This is a genomic window from Streptomyces sp. NPDC018045 (genome assembly GCF_044327445.1).
Classification (GTDB): domain Bacteria; phylum Actinomycetota; class Actinomycetes; order Streptomycetales; family Streptomycetaceae; genus Streptomyces.
Window position 1 is genome coordinate 138,297 of record NZ_JBIRFL010000012.1, and the last position, 20,308, is coordinate 158,604.

18 protein-coding genes are annotated in these 20,308 nt (G+C 73.3%); 11 read left to right on the forward strand and 7 right to left on the reverse strand.

Annotation, left to right across the window (positions count from 1 at the left end; all coding sequences use genetic code 11):
* Positions 1-115 precede the first annotated feature (115 nt).
* Complete coding sequence (locus tag ACH4EB_RS25040) at positions 116-325, forward strand: hypothetical protein (RefSeq protein ID WP_365847392.1); 210 nt, start codon at positions 116-118, stop codon at positions 323-325.
* Between the two features lie 15 nt (positions 326-340).
* On the opposite strand, the gene ACH4EB_RS25045 is transcribed toward ACH4EB_RS25040, so the two are convergent.
* Positions 341-826 (reverse strand): MarR family winged helix-turn-helix transcriptional regulator, encoded by a 486-nt coding sequence (locus ACH4EB_RS25045; RefSeq protein ID WP_398349870.1) that lies wholly within the window; start codon positions 824-826, stop codon positions 341-343.
* 94 nt (positions 827-920) lie between these two features.
* Here ACH4EB_RS25045 and ACH4EB_RS25050 point away from each other — a divergent pair, with 94 nt between their 5' ends.
* On the forward strand, positions 921-2,642 hold the full coding sequence (locus tag ACH4EB_RS25050) for an alpha-keto acid decarboxylase family protein (protein ID WP_398349872.1): 1,722 nt from the start codon (positions 921-923) through the stop codon (positions 2,640-2,642).
* A 48-nt stretch (positions 2,643-2,690) separates the two neighbouring features.
* Here ACH4EB_RS25050 and ACH4EB_RS25055 read toward each other — a convergent pair whose 3' ends face one another.
* Entirely contained in the window at positions 2,691-3,398 is a 708-nt protein-coding gene (locus tag ACH4EB_RS25055) for a FadR/GntR family transcriptional regulator (protein ID WP_398349873.1), read from the reverse strand.
* A 134-nt stretch (positions 3,399-3,532) separates the two neighbouring features.
* Between ACH4EB_RS25055 and ACH4EB_RS25060 the strand changes: the two genes are divergently transcribed.
* Together ACH4EB_RS25060 and ACH4EB_RS25065 are read left to right on the forward strand one after the other, a co-directional pair.
* A complete protein-coding gene (locus ACH4EB_RS25060) occupies positions 3,533-4,060 on the forward strand; it encodes a gluconokinase (RefSeq protein ID WP_398349874.1) in 528 nt (175 codons plus the stop codon).
* A gap of 110 nt (positions 4,061-4,170) precedes the next feature.
* Positions 4,171-5,568 (forward strand): gluconate:H+ symporter, encoded by a 1,398-nt coding sequence (locus ACH4EB_RS25065; protein ID WP_398349875.1) that lies wholly within the window; start codon positions 4,171-4,173, stop codon positions 5,566-5,568.
* Here ACH4EB_RS25065 and ACH4EB_RS25070 read toward each other — a convergent pair.
* Positions 5,504-6,331 (reverse strand): AraC family transcriptional regulator, encoded by an 828-nt coding sequence (locus tag ACH4EB_RS25070; protein WP_398349876.1) that lies wholly within the window; start codon positions 6,329-6,331, stop codon positions 5,504-5,506. The two genes, ACH4EB_RS25065 and ACH4EB_RS25070, sit on opposite strands and share 65 nt — an antisense overlap.
* Before the next feature lie 54 nt (positions 6,332-6,385).
* Between ACH4EB_RS25070 and ACH4EB_RS25075 the strand changes: the two genes are divergently transcribed.
* The gene (locus tag ACH4EB_RS25075) at positions 6,386-7,606 is read left to right on the forward strand and encodes an MFS transporter (protein WP_398349877.1); all 1,221 of its coding nucleotides are present in this window, start codon (positions 6,386-6,388) and stop codon (positions 7,604-7,606) included.
* Here ACH4EB_RS25075 and ACH4EB_RS25080 read toward each other — a convergent pair.
* The gene (locus ACH4EB_RS25080) at positions 7,587-9,134 is read right to left on the reverse strand and encodes an FAD-dependent monooxygenase (protein ID WP_398349878.1); all 1,548 of its coding nucleotides are present in this window, start codon (positions 9,132-9,134) and stop codon (positions 7,587-7,589) included. The genes ACH4EB_RS25075 and ACH4EB_RS25080 overlap by 20 nt on opposite strands.
* 38 nt (positions 9,135-9,172) lie before the next feature.
* Between ACH4EB_RS25080 and ACH4EB_RS25085 the strand changes: the two genes are divergently transcribed.
* Positions 9,173-9,835 carry a TetR/AcrR family transcriptional regulator C-terminal domain-containing protein gene (locus tag ACH4EB_RS25085; protein WP_398349879.1) on the forward strand — a complete coding sequence of 221 codons (663 nt, stop codon included), beginning with the start codon at positions 9,173-9,175 and terminating at the stop codon, positions 9,833-9,835.
* A 44-nt stretch (positions 9,836-9,879) separates the two neighbouring features.
* Here the strand turns inward: ACH4EB_RS25085 and ACH4EB_RS25090 are convergent, their stop codons facing one another.
* The 3 genes from ACH4EB_RS25090 to ACH4EB_RS25100 are packed head-to-tail and all read right to left on the reverse strand — an operon-like array spanning position 9,880 to position 13,468.
* Positions 9,880-11,112 (reverse strand): acyltransferase family protein, encoded by a 1,233-nt coding sequence (locus ACH4EB_RS25090; RefSeq protein WP_398349880.1) that lies wholly within the window; start codon positions 11,110-11,112, stop codon positions 9,880-9,882.
* Positions 11,109-12,491, reverse strand: coding sequence for a polysialyltransferase family glycosyltransferase (locus ACH4EB_RS25095; protein WP_398349882.1), 1,383 nt, complete (start codon positions 12,489-12,491; stop codon positions 11,109-11,111). Before ACH4EB_RS25095 ends, ACH4EB_RS25090 begins: the two co-directional genes overlap by 4 nt.
* A complete protein-coding gene (locus ACH4EB_RS25100; RefSeq protein WP_398349883.1) occupies positions 12,491-13,468 on the reverse strand; it encodes a glycosyltransferase family 2 protein in 978 nt (325 codons plus the stop codon). Before ACH4EB_RS25100 ends, ACH4EB_RS25095 begins: the two co-directional genes overlap by 1 nt.
* A gap of 187 nt (positions 13,469-13,655) precedes the next feature.
* Between ACH4EB_RS25100 and ACH4EB_RS25105 the strand changes: the two genes are divergently transcribed.
* The 5 genes from ACH4EB_RS25105 to ACH4EB_RS25125 all read left to right on the forward strand — a co-directional run bounded on the left by ACH4EB_RS25105 (position 13,656) and on the right by ACH4EB_RS25125 (position 19,944).
* Positions 13,656-14,984, forward strand: a complete 1,329-nt coding sequence (locus ACH4EB_RS25105; RefSeq protein WP_398349885.1) for a DUF6716 putative glycosyltransferase — start codon at positions 13,656-13,658, stop codon at positions 14,982-14,984.
* 53 nt (positions 14,985-15,037) lie between these two features.
* Complete coding sequence (locus tag ACH4EB_RS25110) at positions 15,038-16,279, forward strand: cytidylyltransferase domain-containing protein (RefSeq protein ID WP_398349887.1); 1,242 nt, start codon at positions 15,038-15,040, stop codon at positions 16,277-16,279.
* Between the two features lie 21 nt (positions 16,280-16,300).
* Complete coding sequence (locus tag ACH4EB_RS25115; RefSeq protein WP_398349889.1) at positions 16,301-17,233, forward strand: N-acetylneuraminate synthase family protein; 933 nt, start codon at positions 16,301-16,303, stop codon at positions 17,231-17,233.
* A gap of 207 nt (positions 17,234-17,440) precedes the next feature.
* A complete protein-coding gene (locus ACH4EB_RS25120; RefSeq protein ID WP_398349890.1) occupies positions 17,441-18,547 on the forward strand; it encodes a hypothetical protein in 1,107 nt (368 codons plus the stop codon).
* 173 nt (positions 18,548-18,720) lie between these two features.
* Positions 18,721-19,944, forward strand: a complete 1,224-nt coding sequence (locus ACH4EB_RS25125; protein WP_398349946.1) for an amidohydrolase — start codon at positions 18,721-18,723, stop codon at positions 19,942-19,944.
* The last annotated feature ends 364 nt before the right edge of the window (positions 19,945-20,308 follow it).

Genomic DNA, 20,308 nt, shown 5'->3' on the forward strand with positions numbered 1-20,308 from the left:
CTGCGCCCACGTAGGGGTGAAGGGGTACGGGGGTGACGGGGTACCGGGGCTGCCGGGGCGCGCTCCCACCGCGCCCCGTGGGCCGCCGTCCGTCACCGCAAGGGACAATGAGGAAATGTCACCGCGTCGCCCGTGCCCCGTATGCAACCGAGAGATCGCCGTCGTCGGCGGCCGCTTCGCCCGGCACGACCCGCCGGGCCGCCGCACCGTGCTGGAGCTGGTGTCGTGCCCCGGCTCCCGCCGTATCGCGCCGATGATGGCTCCGGCGGAGCGCCTGTTCGACCCGGAGGAGCCGCCGTTCCCGGGGCAGCAGCCGTTGTTCTGAGGAGTACGCGCGGCCCTACGGCTCTTGTGACGCGCGGCGCGCGGCCACGGACGCCGTGAACGCCTCCCAGTCGCGTCCGGCCAGCGGTGCCAGCATCCGGCGCCAGCCCTCGGCCGCCTCCGGGCCGGCTTCCTCCAGTGCGGCGGCGAAGAGCGCGCGTTGCCGTTCGTGGAGCTTGCGTTCCAGGCCGGCGCCGCGTTCGGTGAGGTGGAGCTCCTTGCGGCGGCGGTCCTGCTCGCCCGGCGTCACCCGCACCAACCGCTCGTCGCCGAGCTTGCGCAGTGGCCCGTTGATGGCCTGCTTGGTGAGCTGGAGCGCCTGGCACAGCTCACCGACGCTCATGCCGGGGGAGTACGCGAGGAACGTCAGGATGCGGTGGTGGGCGCGGCCCATGCCCTGTTCGGTCAGGGCTTCGTCGGCCGCTCCGGTGAAGGCGCGGTAGGCGAAGTAGAAGAGCGTGAAATCGCGGTCGAAGGCGTCCGGGCGACAAGGGTCAAGCATGTTGACATTTTATCCCGGGGTTCCGTAGGCTCGCGACATGGGTCAACCACCTTGACCTAAAACGTTCACACGTGAAGAAAGGCCGGTAACCGCGATGTCGGACACCCCCTCGGACATCGGCCCGCAGGCCACCACCCCCCTGGCCGCGTCCCCCCGTATCACCGTCGCCGACTACCTGCTCCGCCGTCTGCGCGAGCTGGACATCGAGCACCTCTTCGGCGTGCCCGGCGACTACAACCTCGGCTTCCTCGACCAGGTGACCGACTTCCCCGGCCTCTCCTGGGTCGGCACCTGCAACGAGCTGGACGCCGCCTACGCCGCCGACGGCTACGCCCGGCTGCGCGGCGCCGCCGCCCTCGTCACCACCTTCGGCGTCGGCGAGCTGTCGGCCGTCAATGGCGTCGCCGGCGCATACGCCGAACGTGTACCGGTCGTCGCCGTCACCGGTATGCCCGCCACCGAGGTCGCCGCGGCCGGCCGCCCCGTGCACCACACCCTGATGGACGGCGACTACGGGCACTTCGGCCGGATGTTCGCCGAGGTGACGGTGGCCCGCGCCGACCTGACCGCGGAGAACGCCCCGGCGGAGATCGACCGGGTACTGCGGGCCATGCGCCGGCACCGCGGTCCGGTCCACCTCAACCTGCCCACCGATGTCGTACTGGCCCGGGTTCCGGCGCCCGACGGGCCGCTGGCCGTGCCGGACGGGCCGGGTGACCCCGGGCTGCTGCGGGACTTCCTCGCGAGCTGCGCGCGGATGCTGGACGGGGCGCGCGATGTCACCGTGCTGGCCGGGCACGAGGCCGAGCGGTTCGGGCTGCGCGGCCCGCTGCGCGACCTGCTGGCCGCCGCGCCGGTCCGGGCCGCCGTGTTCTCCAGCGGCAAGGGTGTCCTGGACGAGACCGCTCCCGGGTTCGTCGGTGCCTACACCGGGGAGATCAGCGACAAGCGGGCCCGGGCGGCCGTCGAGGACGCGGACTGCCTGATCCTGGCCGGCGCCCCGGTCTCGGACAGCGTGACCGGCGGCTTCAGCCACCACTTCACCCCGGAGCGGACCATCGAGCTGCGTCCGGGGCGCGCCGCGGTGGGCCGCGCGGTGTACGAGGGCATCGCCATGGCGGACGCCGTCGGCGGGCTGGCCGGGCTGCTGCGGGACACGGAGCTGCCGGAGCCCGACGGGTACGGCGAGCCCTTCGCGTACCCGGACGCGGCGCCGGACGCCCGGCTGACGCAGCGTCACCTGTGGTCCGCGGTCGGCGCGTTCCTGCCCGAGGGCAGTGTGCTCGTCGCCGAACAGGGCACCGCGTTCTACGGCGCCCAGGAGGTGCCGCTGCCCGCGGACGGGCGCTTCGTCGGCCAGCCGCTGTGGGGGTCGATCGGATACACCCTGCCGGCCACCCTCGGTACCGCGCTGGCCGCGCCGGACCGGCGTTCGGTGCTGGTGATCGGGGACGGCTCCCTCCAGCTCACCGCGCAGGAGCTGGGCACCATGACCCGGTACGGCGTGGCCCCGGTGGTCGTCGTCGTCAACAACGACGGCTACACCGTCGAGCGGGCCATCCACGGCGCCACCGCCGCGTACAACGACATCGCCGCATGGGACTACACCGCCCTGCCCGCCGCCTTCGGCGCGGGCCCCGGCGCGGTCGCGGTGCGGGCCGAGACCCCCGCCGAGCTGGCGGACGCGCTGGCGCTGGCCGCCCGTACGCCGGACGAACTGGTGCTGATCGAGGCGGTACTGCCGCGCGACGACGCGCCGGAACTCCTCACGGCGCTGGCGCAGCGGTTCGCGGCGCAGAACGCCTACGGGGCCTGACGGGGCCTGACGGGGCGCGGCGGTGACGCCGGCCGGCGGCGGCCGCTCCTACGGGGCGAGCACGTCGAGTTCGGCCATCGCGCCCACGGTGATCTCGCGGGTCAGCGCCTCGGCGCGGTCCGCGTCGCCGACCCGTACCGCTTCGGCGACCTGGACGTGCAGCGTCACCGCGGCCGGGTCGGGGTCGGTGAACATGACGTGGTGGTGGGTGCGGCCGGTGAGGACGGCGGCCACCACGTCGCCGAGCCGGGCGAACATCTCGTTGCCGGAGGCGGTGAGCACGATGCGGTGGAACGCCACGTCGTGCACCAGGTACGCGTCGAGCTGCTGGCCGCGCGAGGTGGCGACCATGCCCATGGCGTGCTCGGTCAGCTCGGCGCACTGTTCCGGCGTGGCGTGCCGGGCGGCCAGGCCGGCGGCAGCCGGTTCGACGGCGGAGCGCAGCACGGTCAGGGAGCGCAGTTGCCGGGGCCGGTCGGGGCCGTCCAGCCGCCAGCCGATGACGCGCGGGTCGTAGACGTTCCACTCGTCGGCGGGGCGTACGGTCACGCCGACGCGGCGCCGCGAGGTCACCAGGTGCATGGACTCCAGGACGCGTATCGCCTCGCGGATGACCGTACGGGAGACCTCGAAACGCTCTTCCAGCTCGTCGGTGCGCAAGATCGTGCCGGGCGGGTACTCACCCGCGGTGATGGCGGGGCCCAGGGACTCCAGTACCCGCGCGTGCAGCCCCTGTCCCGCCCCCTGGTTCTCCATGGGTTCAGCCTACGTTCCCGGAGTGGCCCGCCTTTAAGTATGACTTTTACGTCACAGAGGCTTGAATACGTCGTATCCCATGGGTTTCAGTGGGACGACAGACCGAGGTCAAAGAGGACAGCGAGGTACACGGGATGAGCATCCCCCACGTCATCGTCGTGATGGGCGTGGCCGGCACCGGCAAGACGACGATCGGGCCGCTGGTGGCCGCCGACCTTGAGGTCCCCTACGCCGAGGGCGACGACTTCCACCCCCCGGCCAACATCGCCAAGATGTCGGCCGGCACCCCCCTCCAGGACGCCGACCGGTGGCCGTGGCTCGACGCCATCGGCGCCTGGGCCCACGACCGCGCGGGGCGGGGCGGTGTCGTCAGCAGCTCGGCGCTCAAGCGCGCCTACCGCGACCGCCTGCGGGCCGCCGCGCCCGGCATCGTCTTCCTGCACCTGACCGGCGACCGCTCGCTGATCGAGACCCGGATGGCGGAGCGCAAGGGCCACTTCATGCCCACCGCGCTGCTGGACTCCCAGTTCGCCACCCTGGAGCCGCTCGGCGCGGACGAGGCGGGCGTCGCCGTCGACGTGTCCGGCACCCCGCAGGAGATCGCCGGGCGGGCCGTGGCGGCACTGCGCCACTACGACACCGGCCGGATCGCTCCCGCCTGACCACGGACCCGCGTCCCCGCCGCCGCGCGGGGACACCGCCCGGTCCGCCCCCGCGTCACCACTCCGGGGCCACCACCACAACCAGCAACAGCACCCCTTAGGGAACAGCCGTGACACATCTCAGCGTCGAGATGCTGGCAGCGGATGCGACCGAGCCGATCACCTCGGCCGGTCACGCGCAGCTCGGCATCGCCGTCCTCGCGGGCATCGCCGTCATCGTCCTGCTCATCACCAAGTTCAAGCTGCACGCCTTCCTGTCCCTGATCATCGGTTCGCTGGTGCTGGGCGCGGTGGCGGGCGCGCCGCTGGACAAGGCCATCGCCAGCTTCTCGTCCGGCCTGGGCAGTACGGTCGCGGGCACCGGCATCCTGATCGCGCTCGGCGCGATCCTGGGCAAACTGCTCGCCGACTCCGGGGGCGCCGACCAGATCGTCGACACGATCCTGGCGAAGGCGAGCGGGCGCGTCATGCCCTGGGCGATGGTGCTGATCGCCGGCATCGTCGGCCTGCCGATCTTCTTCGAGGTCGGCATCGTGCTGCTGATCCCCGTGGTCCTGCTGGTCGCCAAGCGCGGCAACTTCTCCCTGATGCGCATCGGCGTCCCGGCGCTGGCCGGTCTGTCCGTCATGCACGGCCTGATCCCGCCGCACCCCGGCCCGCTGGCCGCCATCGACGCGCTGCACGCCAACCTGGGCGTCACCCTGGCGCTCGGTGTGGTCGTCGCCATCCCCACCGCGATCGTCGCCGGTCCGCTCTTCTCCCGTTACGCCGCGCGCTGGGTGGACATCCACCCGCCGGAGAAGATGGTTCCCGAGCGGGCCTCCGGTGAGCTGGACAAGCGCCCCGGCTTCGGGATCACTGTGGCCACGGTGCTGCTGCCCGTCGTGATGATGCTGGCCAAGGCCCTGGTGGACGTCGTCGTGGACGACAAGGAGGCCACCGTCCAGCGCGTCTTCGACGTGGTGGGCTCCCCGCTGATCGCGCTGCTCACCGCCGTGGTCGTCGGCATGTTCACGCTGGGCGGGTCGGCCGGTTTCACCAAGGGCCGGATCGCCTCCACCGTCGACACGTCCCTCGCCCCCATCGCCGGGGTGCTGCTGATCGTGGGCGCGGGCGGCGGCTTCAAGCAGACCCTGGTGGACGCGGGCGTCGGGCAGATGATCCTGGAGCTGTCCCGGGACTGGAACATCTCCACGCTGCTGCTGGCCTGGCTGATCGCGGTCGCGATCCGGCTCGCGACCGGCTCGGCGACGGTGGCCACCATCTCCGCCGCCGGTCTGGTGGCGCCGCTCGCCGCCGACATGTCCACCACCCACACCGCCCTGCTGGTCCTCGCCGTCGGCGCCGGCTCGCTGTTCTTCAGCCACGTCAACGACGCGGGCTTTTGGATGGTGAAGGAGTACTTCGGCATGAACGTCGGCCAGACGCTCAAGACCTGGTCGCTCATGGAGACGCTGATCTCCGTCGTCGGGATCGTGTGCGTCCTGCTGCTGTCCCTGGTGGTGTAGCCGGGTTCGCGAGGGCCCGGTGGGCGCCCGGCGGGTGTCCGAACGACCGTCGGAAGGCGTCGATGAAGGCGCTCGCCGAGGCCCAGCCACAGCGGTGCGCGATCGCCGTCACGGACAGTGCCGGGCCGTCCCGCGTCAGCAGCACCAGCGCGTGATGCAGGCGCAACTGCGTACGCCACTGGGGGAACGTCATGCCCAGTTCCGCGCGGAAGAGGCGGGCCAGGGTCCGTTCGCTCGCCCCGGCCGGTGCGCCCAGGGCGGCGAGCGGGCGCGGGTCGGCCGGGTCCGCGCGGAGCGCCGCGCAGACCGCCGCCAGCCGCGGGTCGCGGGCCCGGGGCAGGTGCAGGGCCTGGAGCGGGGTGTGGCGGAGCTGGTCGAGGAGTACGGCCATCAGGCGCCGCGCCTCCGCGGTACGGCGGTCGCCCGTACCGCTGTAGGCGATGATCAGCTCGCGCAGCAGCGGCCCGACGGCCAGTACGGCGGGCCGGTCCAGCCCCAGCGGGTCGGCGTCCAGCGGCACGCCGACGGTGTGCAGGTCGGTGTCCCCGTGCGCCCGGTGCTCGTGCACCGTCCCGGCCGGGATCCAGATCGCGCGGGTGGCCGGGGTGACCCAGCTCCCGGCGTCGGTGGTCACGGTGAGCACGCCGCGCCCCGCGTAGACGATCTGGTGGACGTCGTGCTGGTGGGCCGTCACCTCCGTACCCTGCGGCAGGAAGCGGGTGATGGTCGTGATGTGCGGCGGGTGATGGCGGAAATCCGGCATGACGTGGCAGCTTATGGGAAGCCTGCCACCGGGCGCGCTCGCCAGGATCGGGGCATGACAACGAAGCAAGTGGCCGCTCCCCGGCGGCCGGTCGCGATGATGTCCGTCGGACACGCGGCGGTGGACTTCTACCAGGGCGCGGTCCCGGCCCTGGTGCCCTTCCTGGTGGCCGAACGCCACTACGGTTACGCCGCCGCCTCCGGCATCGTGCTGGCCGCCACCCTTCTCTCCTCCATCGTGCAGCCCCTGTTCGGCTCGCTCACCGACCGCTGGACGATGCCCTGGCTCATCCCGGTGAGCACCCTCTGCGCCGGCCTGGGCATCGCCCTGTCCGGGCTCGGCGACTCGTACGGCCTGACCTGCGCCGCGGTCGCCCTCTCGGGCATCGGCGTGGCCGCCTATCACCCGGAGTCCGCGCGGCTGGCCCGCGTCGCGAGCGGCGGCAGCCACGTCGCCATGGGCTGGTACTCCCTCGGCGGCAACATCGGCTTCGCCCTCGCCCCGGCCGCCGTCGGCCCGCTGCTGACCACGGGCTCGCTGCGCGCCTCGCCGTGGCTGGCGGTGCCCGCGGTGGCCGGTGTCCTGCTCACCGCCGCGGTGATCCGCGCCCTGGCGCCGCGGGCGGCCGTCGCCAAGGCCGCGGCGCGGAAGTCGGGCCGTGACAACTGGCCGGCGTTCCTGCGGCTGACGGCCGTCATCGTCTGCCGGTCCATCGTCTTCGTCGGCCTGAGCGCCTTCATCGCGGTCTACGCCGGACAGCGGGTGGGCGGCGGCGCCACCGCCGGTTCGGTGGCGCTGTTCGTGCTGTTCGCGGGCGGTGCGGTGGGCACCGTGCTCGGCGGCCGGCTGGCGTCCCGGTGGGGCCGGGTGCGTACCGTACGGATCGCCTACGCGGCCACCGTCCCGGCCGTCGCCGGGCTGGTGCTCGTCCCCGGCCCCGCGCTGTACGTCTTCGCCGCCCTGACGGCCACGGCCCTGTACGTACCGTTCTCCCTGCACATCACGCTCGGCCAGGACCTGCTGCCGAACCGCATGGGCACCGCGAGCGGCGTCACCCTGGGCCTCGCCGTCAGCGTCGGTGGCGTCGCCACCCCGGCCATCGGCGCCCTCGCCGACACCACGAGCCTGCGGATCGCGCTGCTGCCGCTGATCGCGTTGAGCGCCGTGGCCTGGCTCGTCGCGCGGACCCTGACCGAACCGGGGGACGCCGGCCACGGTCCGGCGCCCTCGGTGCAGGACGCCGGACAGGCGGCCGTCAGCGTGCCGCGGCCGTGAGGACGCCGTACCGGGCCAGCTCGTCCGGCAGGCCGGAGGCGTCGTCGGCGGCGTACGCCAGGTAGCCGTCCGGCCGGACGAGGAACAGGCCCGGGCCGTACGCGCGGCGGGCATGGCCCTCGGGGTCCAGCAGGTCGGGGGCCGGTCCGCCGACCCGGCAGGTGCGGATCAGCTCGCCGTCCAGCGCCGGGAGTTCGACGTCCCCGACGGCCAGCAGGGTGAAGTGCGGGCCCCGGAAGACCTCGAAGAGGCGGCGCGGGGTGCCGTCCGGGGTGGTGCAGGGAGCGTCGGGGGCCCGGTCGCCGGCGCGCACGGCGCCGTCGGCGAGGCCGGTGCGCCGCTCGGTGGAGAGCGGGCCGCCCGGGTACCCGAAGTCGATCTGGTGCAGGTCCTTGCCGCGCTTCATGTCGCCCGAGCGGTGCAGCCGGGTGCTGGTGTCCAGGATGCGGTCGGCGATCGGCTGCCGCTCGGCCTCGTAGGTGTCGAGCAGGGAATCGGGCGCGCCGTGCCGGATGACCTGGCCCAGCTTCCAGCCGAGGTTGTAGGCGTCCTGGACGCTGGTGTTCAGGCCCTGGCCGCCCGCGGGGGAGTGGACGTGCGCCGCGTCGCCGGCGAGGAAGACCCGGCCCACCCGGAACCGGTCGGCCCGGGCGGCGTTCGGGCGGAAGGTGGAGGACCACAGGACCTCGCTCACCTGGTCCACGGTGAGGTGGGTGCGCTCCGCGACGAGCTTGCGCACGGCGTCGGGCGAGGTGTCCGGCTCCGCCTCGGGGTCCGCGAAGCCCGCCATGAGCTGGAAGTAGTCGTTCAGCGGCGCCGGGAGCAGGGCGACGAAGTCGGTGGCGGTGAAGGCCCCCCACATGTGCCAGTGCCGCTGGTCCAGCCCGTCCAGCCGGAGGTCGGCGAGGAGCATCGGGTACGGGGCGACGCTCTGCCCGGTCATGGTGACGCCGAGCGCCTTGCGCACCGTGCTGCGCCCGCCGTCCGCCGCGACCAGATAGGCGGCGCGCACCGTACGGGCGGTGCCGTCGGCGCGGGCCACCCGGGCCTCGACGCCGTCCGCGTCCTGCGTGAACGACTCCAGCCCGGCCCCGAACGCCACCACGCCGCCCAGCTCGGTCAGCCGCGCGTACTGGATCTCCAGGTTCCGCCACTGCGGGACCATCATCATGGTGCCGTACGGGGCGGACGGTGTCGGTTCGACGGCTTCCACGAACACGTACTCGTTGACCAGGCGGCCGTCTTTCCAGGCCCCGATCTTCGGGTACCGGGTGCTGCTCGCCCGGATCGCGTCGAGCACGCCGAGGTCCTCGTAGACCTCCTGCGTGCGGGGCTGGATGCCGCTGCCGCGGGTGCCGGGCGACAGCCGGTCCTGCTGTTCCAGGACCAGGGCGCGCACGCCGCGCCGGGTGAGGTCGAGGGCGAGCGCCAGGCCGGTCGGGCCGGCGCCGGCGATCAGTACGTCCACGTGCTCGGGCAGGGCGTCGGCGGTGGCAGCGGAAGCGTCCTTAACGTTGTTAAGTTCCATGCTTCCGAGGATGCGCTTAACGGTGTTAAATTGTCAACGTGGCTACGAGACTCGACCGAAAACTGGTGGCGGAGACCGCCCTGCGGCTGCTGAACGACGTCGGCCTCGACGGGCTCACGCTGCGCCGGATCGCCAAGGAGCTGGACGTCCAGGCGCCCGCCCTCTACTGGCACTTCAAGAACAAACAGGAACTGCTCGACGAGATGGCCACCGAGCTGTACGAGCGGATGACCGCGCCCCTGACCGCGGCGGGCGCGGACGCCGTGGACGGCGACTGGAAGGCGCTGCTCACCGAGACGTGCACGGGCATGCGCCGCACACTGCTCGGCTACCGCGACGGCGGCAAGGTCTTCGGCGGCACCCGGCTGCGCAACTCCGCGCCGATGCGGCCGATGGAGACGTACATGACCGTGCTGACGGGCGCCGGCTTCCGGCCGCACCGGGCCGCGCGCGCCTGGTTCACCGTCTACACGTACACGATCGGCTACGTGATCGAGGAGCAGTCCATCTTCCCGGTGCCCGGGGAGCCGTGGCGCGATCCCACCTACGACCTGGAGGACCGGGAGCGGCGCCTCGGTGCCGACTTCCCGCTCACGGTGGTGGCGGGTGAGGAGTTCTTCGGTGACACGGCCCGCGGATTCGAGGACGGCCTGCGGGCCGTCATCGCGGGCATCGAGGCCACGCTGCTGCACGGCCGGTAGACCGGGTCGCCCGGGGAGCGCCGTCCCCGGGCGGCGGCCCGGCGTCAGCGTCGCGGCCGCGGGTCGATCGCCCGCTTCAGTACGGGCGTGAGCGGGCGCTCCACCCAGCGGTGCAGCACCCACGCCAGCGCCAGCATCAGCGCGATGGTCAGCGCGAACGCGGCGTACGACGGCAGCCGCAGACCACCGTGCAGCCCCCGCACGACCACCCACCCCAGGTGCTCGTGGACGAGGTAGAACGGGTACGTCAGCGCTCCGGCGACCGTCAGCCAACGCCAGTTCGCCCACCGCATCCGGCCCAGCGCGATCGCCACCACGAGGGCGAAGCCCACCGTGACGATCGCGATGATCACCAGCGCCGAGCGGTACGAGAAGGCCTGGGCGGACGGCGGGTGCCACAGCCCGGCCACCGCGTGGTGCTGGCCGGTCAGCCAGCTCACGCCGACCACCGCCCACGCCACCGGGTCGCGCCCGCCGTAGCGGTGCAGCAGATAGCAGCCGATGCCGCCGACGAAGAACGGCGCGTACCGCGGCATCAGGACGACGTCCAGCGCCGTGACGTGCGCGGCCTGCGCCAGCGCCGCCGCCAGCGTCCAGCCCGCGCAGAACAGCACCACCCGGCGGCGGGTGGCGCCCGGCAGCACGACGCACAGCGCGAACAGCGCGTAGAACCGCATCTCGGCCCAGAGCGTCCAGCACACGCCCAGCACCCGCTTCGCGCCCAGCGGCTGCTGGAGCATCGTCAGGTTGGTCAGCACATCGCTCGGCCCCAGCGCCTCGAACGCCACCCACGGCAGCGCGAAGACGGCCGTGACCAGCACAATCGCCACCCAGTACGCCGGATACAGACGCGAGACACGGGAGGCGATGAAGGCCCGCAGAGACCGCCCCCAGCCACTCATGCAGATGACGAACCCGCTGATGACGAAGAAGATCTGGACGCCCAGACAGCCGTACGCGAACACGCCGTGCAGGGCCGGGAACTGGCGCGCCGGCGAACTGCCCCACGCCTGGGCTGTCTCGCCGCCCCGGCCGCCGAGGTGGTACGCGGCGACCATGAGCGCGGCGAACAGCCGCAGCCCGTCGAGGGCGCGCAGGCGGGGCACGCCACGGGATCTCCTGCCGGGCGCGGCCGCTTCCGTGGCGGGAACCGTTTCCTCGGCCGCGATTCCCGCCGGCGCGGGCACGGGCCGGGTGACCAGCGCGGACACGGACGGCGCCGACGGGCCGGGCGCCGCCGCGGGCGGCGGCGCCTCCGCCGGGAGCTGCGCGGTCATCCGAACGCGGCCCGTTTCTTCAGGCGCCGCTGCATCGCCCGCGCGCGCCGCGCGACCCTGCGCACGGCCGCGTTCCGCGGAATGAAGGACAACTGGGACGGCAGCGCGCCGGGCAGCGCGAGCGCGGTCAGACGGCGGCGCTTGAAGTAGCGCCGGGTGCGCTCGTCCAGGTGGGCGGCGAGATAGCGCTCGGCGACCGGGCGCAGGTCCGGGTAGATCTGGTGCTGCATCGCGTAACCGACCGCGCTCACCAGCCCGTTGATGTGCGTCGGCACCGGCTTCGCGCCCGGCTCGTCCGCCAGGTCCGGCACCAGCGCGTCGACGAGGGTGACCGGCACCCGGTTGCTGTTCTGGTACGGGGTCAGGCGCTCCAGCAGCAGGGCCGTGCCGACGCGGGCGGTCGGCAGGCCGTAGAACGCGGACGCCGTCAGCAGCGCGGTGGAGAAGCAGCCGACGACGAGCGCGGGCCGTTTGCGCCGGTAGAGCACCTCGGCCAGGACCGGTGTGGCCAGCACGGTCAGCTCGGCGCCGAGCTGCTCCGCCTCCCGCTCCAGCGCCCGGGACCAACGGGCGGGCGCCGACGGGTGCGGCTTGAACACCACGCGGCGGTGCCCGCGCCGGACCGCGCCCCGCAGCATCCGTACGTGCAGCTCCTCCTCTTCCTCGGGCGTGAGGATGCCGAGCGCCGACAGGTACTGCCCGAGGAGCAGCGCCGCGCCCTCCGGTACGGCGTGCAGCTCCGGGCCGTCGAAGTCCGCGGCCAGACCGGCGAGCACCTCCAGGAAGGCGTCGGTCGGCACGGTCTCGGCGCCCACCCCGAACTCGGTGAGCAGCAGCGGCTTCAGGCCGGGCACGAGGTCCAGGTGCAACAGGCGGCGCACCCGCGTGCCGACCAGCGGGTCCAGCTTGTTGCGGGTCGGGCCGTAGCTCATCAGCCCGTCCGCGTACACGTCGACCGGCGCGTCCGGGAAGAGCTGGGCCAGCGCGAGCGCCGGGTGGACCTGGAGGGACTCCAGGACCAGCTCGACCTCGTCCTCGCCCAGGCCCCACAGCAGCCGCAGGTGCCGCTCCCACAGCGGGACGTCGTCCGGCCGCGGGGACCAGCCGCCGGGGTGGAACGGGCTGATCGTCTCGTTCCACGACAGGACCCGGTCGAAGCGGCCGCGCAGTTGGCCGAAGCCGGGCATCCGGTCCACGGGCGTGGCGGTCTCCGGGGTCGCCGCGTTGTTGCTGACCAGCAGCAGCCGGCGGCCGGCCGGTGCGAAGCGGTCCGTGTCCAGCGCGGCGGCGAGCGTCGCGGCACCGTACAGGGTGGACGCCAGGAAGATCTGCGTACGCGGCCGGTCCGGCCGAAGCACGGCGTCGGAACGGGTGGCCATCAGGCGGCCACCTCCGCCGGCACCGGGCGCCGGCGCAGCCGTCGCAGACGGGAGGCGCGCTGCGTGTCCATCGAATCCAGGGCTTCCTTCAGTACGTCCTGCGGCATTCTTTTCATCGCCGCCGCGCTCATCGCGCGCAATTGTCGGGCGACCTGCGGTTCGAATCGTTCGATCGAGCCGAGGTGGTGGGCAATGATGGCGCAATAGGTGCGTACGGCTTTCGGCAGCAGCCGGTCCGCGTCCCGGCCCTGCGCTGTTTCTTCGACGACCTGATCGAAAGCGCGGATGAAATCCAGTTGCCGCACATCACCGATCTGGGTGAGCGAGGACGCCACCCCGCGCCGGTAGAAGACGCCGAGCAGCCCGGACACCGCCATCGACCGCGCCGCGCGGTGCAGCCGCCAGATCCACGGCCGGTCCTCCGCGGTGCGCAGGCCGTGCCGGAAGTGCAGCAGCCCGTCGTCCAGCAGCCGGCGGTGGTAGACGCCGGCCCAGGCGAAGGCGTAGTCCACGGAGGTGGAGCGGTCGGCGGGCAGTATCAGCGCGCGCGGGTCCAGCACGGTGTTCCGGCGGCCGTGCGGCACCCGGTGTACGGAACGGGCGCGTCCGGTGCACTGCACATGATCCGTACGTACGAAGTCGCACCCCAACCCCTCGATGACGGCGAGGAGTTGCTCGTAGTACCCGGGGGCCAGCCAGTCGTCACCGTCCAGGAAGGTCACGTACTCGCCGTTGGCCGCCTCCAGGCCGGTGTTGCGGGCGGTGGCCAGGCCGCCGTTCCGCTCGTGCCGCAGCACCCGGGCGCCGGGCAGCTCGCCCTCGGCGCGCGCGAGGATCTGCGGCGTCTCGTCCCGCGAGCAGTCGTCCACGAGCAGGAATTCGAAGTCCTCGCGGGCGTTGGCCGCCAGGCTTCGCAGGGTGTCGGGCGCATATGTCTGCACGTTGTAGAACGGCACGACGACGGAGAGCTTAACCACCCGGGTGACGTTAGGCGCGGTCCCGGCATTCGTCTTGACGGGACGCGGACCCCAGGGTGAACGAAGCGCGGCGGGATGGTTAACCCGGCAATTCGGCGCGCTGGTTCGCTGTTCCGCGATGCGCTGTTAACCCGTTGTTGCGGCACAGTTGGCCCGCCGAACGGAACGCCTTCCTAGCGTTTTCGTCGTGCCCACTCGTACCACTTCCCAGCCGCGTGTCGCGGTGCTCGCGGATTCGGACACCCGATGGAAATGGGGCGCTTCGACAGCGCACCGCATTCAATCGGACATCCATCTGGACGGATATCTGCTCCGCGGCCGCGCCACCCCCACGGTCCGCCAGCTCGACGAGGTCGGCGCCCGTGCGGACGCGCTGCGCGAGATCCGCGGCGCGGACTTCCTGGCGCTGATGAAGGACCCCACGCGGTACGACGTGGTCGTCCTCGCCTGCGTCGGCGGCGCCGTGCAGGCGATGCTGCACGGCCTCGCCCGCGTCTGGCAAGGCGCCGGCCGGCGGCCCGTCGTCGTCACCGGCTACGTCGGCGTCGTCTACGAGAAGCTGGCCGACGGCCTGCTGCTGCGGCACGGCGCGGACGTCGTCCTCGCCAACTCCCGGCACGACGCGGACCGCTTCCGCGCGGTGTACGAGGGCGTCGGCGCCGACGGCGGCAGTGTCGTCGAGTGCGCCCTGCCCTTCCTGGGCGGCGCCCCGTACGAGCCCGCCGGCGACCGCCGCCCCCACACGGTCGTCTTCGCCGCCCAGCCGTCCGTACCGGACCGCCGCGACGACCGTACGTACCTGCTGCGCCGCGCCGCCGGACACGCCCGGCGCAACCCCGGCCGCGAAGTCCTGGTCAAGCTGCGCAGCAGACCCGGCGAACACACCACACACATCGAGGAACTTCCGTACCAGAAGCTGGCGGCCCGCCTCCCCGGCGGCCTGCCGCCCAACTGCCGCCTGGCGTACGGCAACATGGGCGAGATCCTGGACCGCACCGACCTCCTGGTGACCGTCAGCTCGACCGCCGCACTGGAATCCCTGCACCGCGGCATCCCCACCGCCGTCCTCACCGACCTCGGCATCCGCGAAGTCCTCGGCAACCACCACTTCCTCGGCTCCGGCTGCCTCGCCTCCTGGGACGAACTGGACGCCGGCCACCGCCCCGACCCCGACCCGCACTGGCTGGACCGCCAAGGCGTGGCCCCCGGCTCCCGCTACGCCACCGCCTTCGACGCCGCCCGCGCCCGCGTCACCGCCCTGCGCGCCGCCGACCGCCTGCCGCCCCTCACCCCGTACTACACACCCCGCACCGCCCCCGGCTACCTCCCCGGCATCCTCGCCCGCCACGGCCTCGGCCCCCAGGGCGAACCGTTGCCCGGACGGACCGCCGAGCCCGCCGAGGCCGGCGGACTGCGCCGGCTGGCCCGCGACACCGTGCGCGACGCCGCCCGCGGCGCGTACCGGCACGGCGTCCAGCGCGTCGCCCCCGCCATCCGCCGCTGGGGCCAACTGTGAGCGCCTCACCCGACCGCCCCCGGAGCCCGCGCGGCCCCCGGAAGGAGCCCGCCATGCCGACCCCACCGAGCAGCCGCCCGGCCGCGCCGACCGTCGTCGCCGTCATCCCCGCCCGCGGCGGCTCCAAGGGCGTCCCCGCCAAGAACCTCGCCGCGGTCGGCGGCGTCCCGCTGATCGCCCGCGCCGTCCGCGAATGCCGCGCGGCCCGGCTGGTCACCGATGTCGTGGTCTCCACGGACGACGCGGCGATCGCCGGCGCGGCACGCGGCGCGGGCGCCGTCGTCATACGCCGCCCCGGCGCCCTCGCCGGTGACACGGCCACCAGCGAGGCCGCGGTCCTGCACGCCATGGACGCCTACGAGGCCGAGCACGGCAGGCCCGTCGACGCGGTCCTGCTCGTCCAGTGCACCAGCCCCTTCCTGATCCGTGAGGACATCGACGCGGTCGCCGCCGCGGTCGTCGAGGCCGGCGCGGACAGCGCGCTGACCGTGGCGCCGTTCCACGGCTTCGTGTGGCGCGAGGGCGCGGACGCGGCGGTCGAGGCCGGCCCGGCCGGCGGCCCCGGCCCCGGCGGCACCGGCGTCAACCACGACACGTCCTTCCGCCCCCGCCGCCAGGACCGCCCCCAGGACTTCCTGGAGACCGGCGCCGCCTACGCCATGGACGCCGCCGGCTTCCGCGCCGCCGGCCACCGCTTCTTCGGCCGTACGGAACTGGTGCGCACCGATCCCGCCCGCGTGCTGGAGGTCGACGACCCGCACGACCTGGCCCGCGCCCGCGCCCTCGCACCCCTGCTGGACAGCGCGCGCCCCGGCGCGCTGCCGACCCGCGACGACATCGACGCGGTCGTACTCGACTTCGACGGCACCCAGACCGACGACCGGGTGCTCGTCGACTCCGACGGACGGGAGATGGTCGCCGTGCACCGCGGCGACGGCCTCGGCATCGCCGCCCTGCGCAAGGCGGAGCTGAAGCTGCTGATCCTGTCCACGGAAGTGAACCCGGTCGTCGCCGCGCGGGCGGACAAGCTGCGCCTGCCCGTGCTCCACGGCATCGACCGCAAGGACCTCGCCCTCAAGCAGTGGTGCGAGGAACAGGGCATCGCGCCCGAGCGCGTGCTCTACGTCGGCAACGACGTCAACGACCTCCCGTGCTTCGGCCTCGTCGGCTGGCCCGTGGCGGTCGCGGGCGCCCACGACGTCGTACGCGGCGCCGCCCGCGCCGTCACCTCCACCCCCGGAGGCAGCGGCGCGATCCGCGAGATCGCCACGTGGATCCTCGGCCCGACCCTCTGACCAAGTAAGGAACTCACCCAGATGACCAGCAACTCCCGCCTCCGCACCCTCGGCGACCGGCCCGTCGGGCCCGGCCGCCCCGTCTACGTCACCGGTGAGATCGGCATCAACCACAACGGCGACCTGGAGAAGGCCTTCGCGCTGATCGACGCCGCCGCGGACGCCGGCTGCGACGCCGTGAAGTTCCAGAAGCGCACCCCCGAGGTCTGCACCCCGCGCGACCAGTGGGACATCGAGCGCGACACCCCCTGGGGCCGGATGACCTACATCGACTACCGCCACCGCGTGGAGTTCGACGAGGACGGCTACCGCGCCATCGACGAGTACGCCAGGAAGCGCTCCATCGCCTGGTTCGCCTCCCCCTGGGACGTGGAGTCCGTCGCCTTCCTGGAGAAGTTCGACGTGCCCTGCTACAAGGTCGCCTCCGCCTCCCTCACCGACGACGAACTGCTGCGCGCCATGCGGGCCACCGGCCGTACGGTCATCCTCTCCACCGGCATGTCCACCCCCAAGCAGATCCGGCACGCCGTAGAGGTCCTCGGCAGCGACAACATCGTTCTGTGCCACGCCACTTCGACCTACCCCGCCAAGGCCGAAGAGCTGAACCTGCGCATGATCCACACCCTCCAGGCCGAGTACCCCAACGTCCCCATCGGCTACAGCGGCCACGAGACCGGCCTGCAGACCACCCTCGCCGCCGTCGCCCTCGGCGCCGCCTTCGTCGAGCGCCACATCACCCTCGACCGCGCCATGTGGGGCTCCGACCAGGCCGCCTCCGTCGAACCGCAGGGCCTGACCCGCCTGGTCCGCGACATCCGCACCATCGAGGACTCCCTCGGCGACGGCATCAAGAAGGTCTACGAGAGCGAACTGGGCCCGATGAAGAAGCTGCGCCGGGTCGCCGGTGCCGTCGCCGAGGCGGAGGCCGCCGACCGCGAGCCGGTCTCGGCCTGACCCCGCACCCGTACGGCCGCGCCTGCCCGCGCACGACCGCTCCAGCCGCCCGACGGACGGGACGTACACACCGTGAGTTCACCAGACGGGGCCTGTGGCCCGCCCCAGGAGGCGGGGGCTCCCGTCCGCCGCCTCCTGGGGGTACCCCGGCAGCGCCCCAGGTCCGCCGCGAAGCGGGCCGGGGGAGCTGAGCGGGACGCCCGCGCCGTGGGGCGGGCGGCCGGACGAGACGCCCGGCGCGCGGCCGCGGGCACCCTCGCCTTCGTCGAGAGCCCGGTACAACTGCTGAACGTCCTGGAATGGGCGCACCACGAACAGGCCGCGGACCTCACCGTCGCCGTCCTCGCCCCGCACGACCCGATGACCCGCGGCCAGCTCCGCCGGATGGCCGAACTCGCCCGCGACGAAGGCTTCTCCGTACGGTGGGAAGAGGCGCGCGGCGGCGCGGGCGCCCCGCTGCGGACCGTCGGCGGCCTCACCCCCCGGCTGCGGCGCGCCGGCCGCGTCGTCATCGGCGACCCCTTCTCCCGCTACGTCCAGCTCCTGCTGGCCCTCACCCGCGCCCGCGACCTGGTCGTGGTCGACGACGGCACGGCCACGATGGAGTTCATCACCCAACTGGCCAACGGCGAACGCCTCGTACGGTGGCACCGGCACGGCGGCGGACGCGGACCCCGCGACGTCCTCTTCGCGCCGTTCTCGGCCGCCGCCCGCCGCCGGCTCACCCCCGCCCCCGAAGGCGGCCACCGCACCGTCGGCCTCTTCACCGCCATGCCCGTCGAACCGCCCCCGGGCATCCGCGTCCTCTCGAACGAATTCGCCTGGACCCGACGGCGGTTCGGGCCGCCCCGGCTGACCCGTGGCGCGGACATCGTCGGCACCTGCCTCGTCGAGACCGGCGTCGTCGACCCCGACCGCTATCTGGAAGCCGTCACCTCGCTCGCCCGGGCCCACGGCGCCACCCGCTACTTCGCCCACCGGCGCGAAGCCACCGCCAAGCTCCGCCGGGTCGCCGCCGAGACCGGCCTGGAGGTGGTACGCCCCGACCTGCCGCTGGAACTCATCGCCCGGCGCGGCCCCGTCGGCCGCCTCGTCCTCAGCTTCCCGTCCACCGTGGTGCACACGCTGCCGCTCGCCCTCGCCGGCACCGGGGTCGGCGTCGCCGTCTGCGACATCGACCCGTCCTGGCTGACCAGCAAGGCGTCACCACGCGCCGAAGGGTTCCTGTCCGGCGTGACGGGTACGGCACGGGGCGTACGGCGGCTGCCGGCGACGCCACCGGGCGAGGGTGACACCGTGGCGCGCAACCCCTGAGGCATCCGGCGCCCGTGATTCCGGAAACAAACGGAACCGGTAGTGATACCCCCGTGATGACTGCTCCATGCGCCGGGCGGCCTAGATTTCCTTCCCCTAACGGGCTGAACTTTTGTTGATCGAGGGACAGTTGCCCCAACTGCCCCCGTACCCTTCAACAGGTGAACCACTTGATGTCCCGCGAGGCCGAAACCGAAGACGCTCCTGCCGGGGAACCGCTGCCCGGCGCGCTGCCGGAAGAGCTGCGCGCCGAACTGGTCGCCTTCCGCCGCGACTTGCACATGCACCCGGAGCTGGGCAACCAGGAGTTCCGCACCACCGCCGCGCTCAAGGCGCGCCTGGAGCGGGCCGGCCTCTCACCACGCGTCCTGTCCATCGGCACCGGCCTGATCTGTGACATCACGCCCGGCCTCGGGCCCTGGGACGGCGGGCAGCCACTGCTCGCCCTGCGCGCCGACATCGACGCGCTGCCGATCCCCGACGTGAAGACGGTGCCCTACCGCTCGACGGTCCCCAACCGCGCGCACGCCTGCGGCCACGACGTACACACCACCGTCGTCCTCGGCGCCGGCCTGATCCTCGCCGATCTGGCACGCGAAGGGCGGCTGCCGCGGCCCGTACGGCTGCTCTTCCAGCCCGCCGAGGAAGTCCTGCCCGGCGGCGCCACCGACGCGATCGGCTCCGGGGCGCTGGACGGGGTGGGCCGCATCCTCGCCGTGCACTGCGACCCCCGCGTGGACGCCGGTCGCATCGGCCTGCGCACCGGGGCGATCACCTCGGCCTGCGACCGGCTGGAGGTCTCCCTCGACGGGCCCGGCGGCCACACCGCCCGGCCCCACCTGACGACCGACCTCGTCACGGCCGCCGCCCGGGTCGCCGTCGACGCGCCCGCGCTGCTCTCCCGCCGGGTCGACACCCGGGCCGGGCTCGCCGTGACCTGGGGCCGGCTGGACGTGGGCCACGCCTGCAACGTCATCCCCCAGCACGCGGAGCTGGCCGGCACGGTGCGCTGCCTGGACCTGGACGCGTGGCGCGACGCGCCGGACCTGGTGCACGCGGCGATCGACGAGGTCGCGGCGCTGCACGGGGCGAAGTGCCAGATCAACTACGTCCGGGGCGTGCCACCGGTGGTCAACGAACCGGTCTCCACCCAGCTCCTCCACGACGCGATGGCCGCCCGCCGCGGGCCGCACACCGTCGAGGGCACCGAGCAGTCCCTCGGCGGCGAGGACTTCTCCTGGTACCTGGAGCGCGTGCCGGGGGCCATGGCGCGCCTGGGCGTCCGGTCACCGGGCAGCACCGTCCGTTACGACCTGCACCGCGGCGACTTCGACGTGGACGAGGGCGCGATTCGGGCCGGGGTGGAGCTGTTCACGGCGGCGGCGATGCTGGCGTAGTCACGTGCCGTGATGGGGGTGCTCGTTTTGTGCCTTTGGCCTGGTGGGGGGCGTGCGCTTTGGGTCCGTGGGTGGGGGCTCGGGGCCCTTCCGGGGCCACTCCCTCCAGCCTCCGGCCGGGGTGCCCCCACAGCACCCTTGAGGCAACGTGAGGGTCGTCGTGAACCTTGGCGCCGGGCTGCCTGCGGGGAGACCCCGGAATGTCCCCGAGCCCGCGCCGTACGCGGCCATCCCGCCATCGGGGTCACTCACTGCTACCAGCCCCCTCTCGCGCGCAGCGCGAGGGGGCGCTTCCTTTTATCGCGCCCCCGACCCGCGACGAACCCATGCGATCAAGCGCACCCGCGCACACCACAGCGCAAGG